At 64.4% G+C, this 1,459-nt stretch carries 2 protein-coding genes; both read right to left on the reverse strand.

Annotation, left to right across the window (positions count from 1 at the left end; genetic code table 11):
• Positions 1–336: 336 nt before the first annotated feature.
• The gene (locus tag ABT116_RS45860; protein ID WP_003943394.1) at positions 337–585 is read right to left on the reverse strand and encodes a hypothetical protein; all 249 of its coding nucleotides are present in this window, start codon (positions 583–585) and stop codon (positions 337–339) included.
• A 27-nt stretch (positions 586–612) separates the two neighbouring features.
• On the reverse strand, positions 613–1,459 hold an 847-nt coding region (locus ABT116_RS45865), incomplete at its 5' end, for a hypothetical protein (RefSeq protein ID WP_351647109.1).

A 1,459-nucleotide genomic window follows, 5' to 3' on the forward strand; every position in this document is an offset into this window, starting at 1 on the left:
TGAGTACCCGACCTTGGAGGAAGCTGTCCGGAGTATCGAGTTGGGGCAGGTGGATCGCACGCTCTGGAGCATTCAATACACCGATCGCGAGGGCGGAATTCGGGTCTACCGATTTCCCGCGGACCGCGGAGTCGGTGGTGAATGACGAACGCGCAGTACTGAATACAGCAGTACTGACTTCAACAGGCCAGCTTTCAACACGCTGAGCTGTACTCGATAACCATTCCGGGGATTCGTCAGACGCAAGGCCCCAAGGCCCGTCCCCCTGGGCGCTTACGAATGCCGGCGGGACGATCTGGGCCGCGGAGGGGAGCCGTCGGCAGTCGGTGGGATGTGTCAGATGTGATCGTTCTTGTCGTGCTTGGCGCGATGTATTCGCCGCGCGGGAACAGCTCTCAATGTGCGGGTGCTACCGATCTGCCGGTGTCGCAGACGTATCAGACCAGCCGCGGCCGCGCTTGCCACGATCGCCCAGGCGACGGTGGGAGCCCACGCCCCTTGGGTCAGGCTCACGGCGATGCCGACGACGGCGATGAGCAGGATGGCCCACACGAACATGGCGCTGAAACTGGCGATAGGCCTCACGAGTAACTCCTCACATGTGTTGGCAGGTCAAGATTCCGTGGGGCGAGGTCGTCCGCTGCGGATCGAATCCCCGCGCGCGCCTTCCGTTGCGGCGTTCGGCTCTGTTTCGACTGCGGCATGACGTCGATTGGCTTTTTCGCGACGGGGCGATGTTTCGCTACTGGCAGGGATACGCCAAAGTTTCGGCGAGTGACCGTCTTCGGTGTTCGCGAGGGTGCGTAGTCCGTCGGCGTCTTGTTGGAGGGTGGTGACGAAGGGTGCTCGCGCGTTTTCGTCGAGGCCGTCGGGCAGGTTCGCTCCCTCGCTGACCATTTTCGCGGTGTTGTCGAGAAAGCGAGCGATCCGCAGCAGCAGCGGCCGGGGCATGGGAACGGTACCGGTGCGGGTGTTTGTGCGGGCGTCGGCGGCGATCATGCCCAGAGTCGACAGGTGGGACAAGCCGTCGGTCAGAGAGTGCTCTTCGAGGTTGCCGTGGGCGACTTTCAGCGCTTCTGCCAGGGCGGCGATGGTCAGTCCGAGTGCGTTGGTGGGCATGGGGATGGTGCGTTCGAATTCGGTCATGGGCTCGCCGGGTGCTTCGTCGGAAATGGCCGCCGCGAGGGAGTTGGCGAAGATGGCGAGCTGTTCGTCGGTGAAGTGTCGTTGGGCGGTGCGGCGGGTGACGTGCATCAGGCGGGCGTAGTCGTCGAGTTTGTCGTTGAGCAGTACGCGGGCCTGGGAGTCGGTGATCGTCAGCCCCAGACCGAGAAGCGTGCCCCGTAGTTGGGTTGTTCGGGTGTCCTCGCGCGTGCCCCGGAACACCCCGGTGCCCGGCTTGCGGCTGTGCGCGAACAGCTCCCGCAGCCCGTCGGCGTCGACCACCGGCCGCACCGCC

Source organism: Streptomyces sp. NPDC002130 (assembly GCF_040296465.1).
Classification (GTDB): domain Bacteria; phylum Actinomycetota; class Actinomycetes; order Streptomycetales; family Streptomycetaceae; genus Streptomyces.